Here is a 235-nt window from a genome sequence, read left to right on the forward strand (position 1 = left end):
ATGTGCAAACCCGGCTGGCCGAAGCCGGCCTGCCGCTGGCGCTGACGCTGCAGAGCAAACAGCTGAAATGGCCGCTGAGCGGCGAGGCGCAGTACCAGGTTAACGATTTCCGCCTGCGCTTTAACGGCAAGGCGACCGACTATGCGTTGTCGACGCGCGCCAATCTGAAAGGTCAGGATCTGCCGCCGGCGGTGCTGACGCTGGACGGCAAAGGCAACGTCGAGCAGTTCAAGCT

The 235-nt window shown here is 63.0% G+C and carries 1 protein-coding gene; it reads left to right on the forward strand.

Annotation, left to right across the window (positions count from 1 at the left end; genetic code table 11):
• Positions 1–235 (forward strand): hypothetical protein (locus tag AC4IFT_RS22640; protein ID WP_490753001.1); only part of this gene is annotated, 235 nt, incomplete at both ends.

This window comes from Providencia sp. UF-183 (assembly GCF_058246155.1).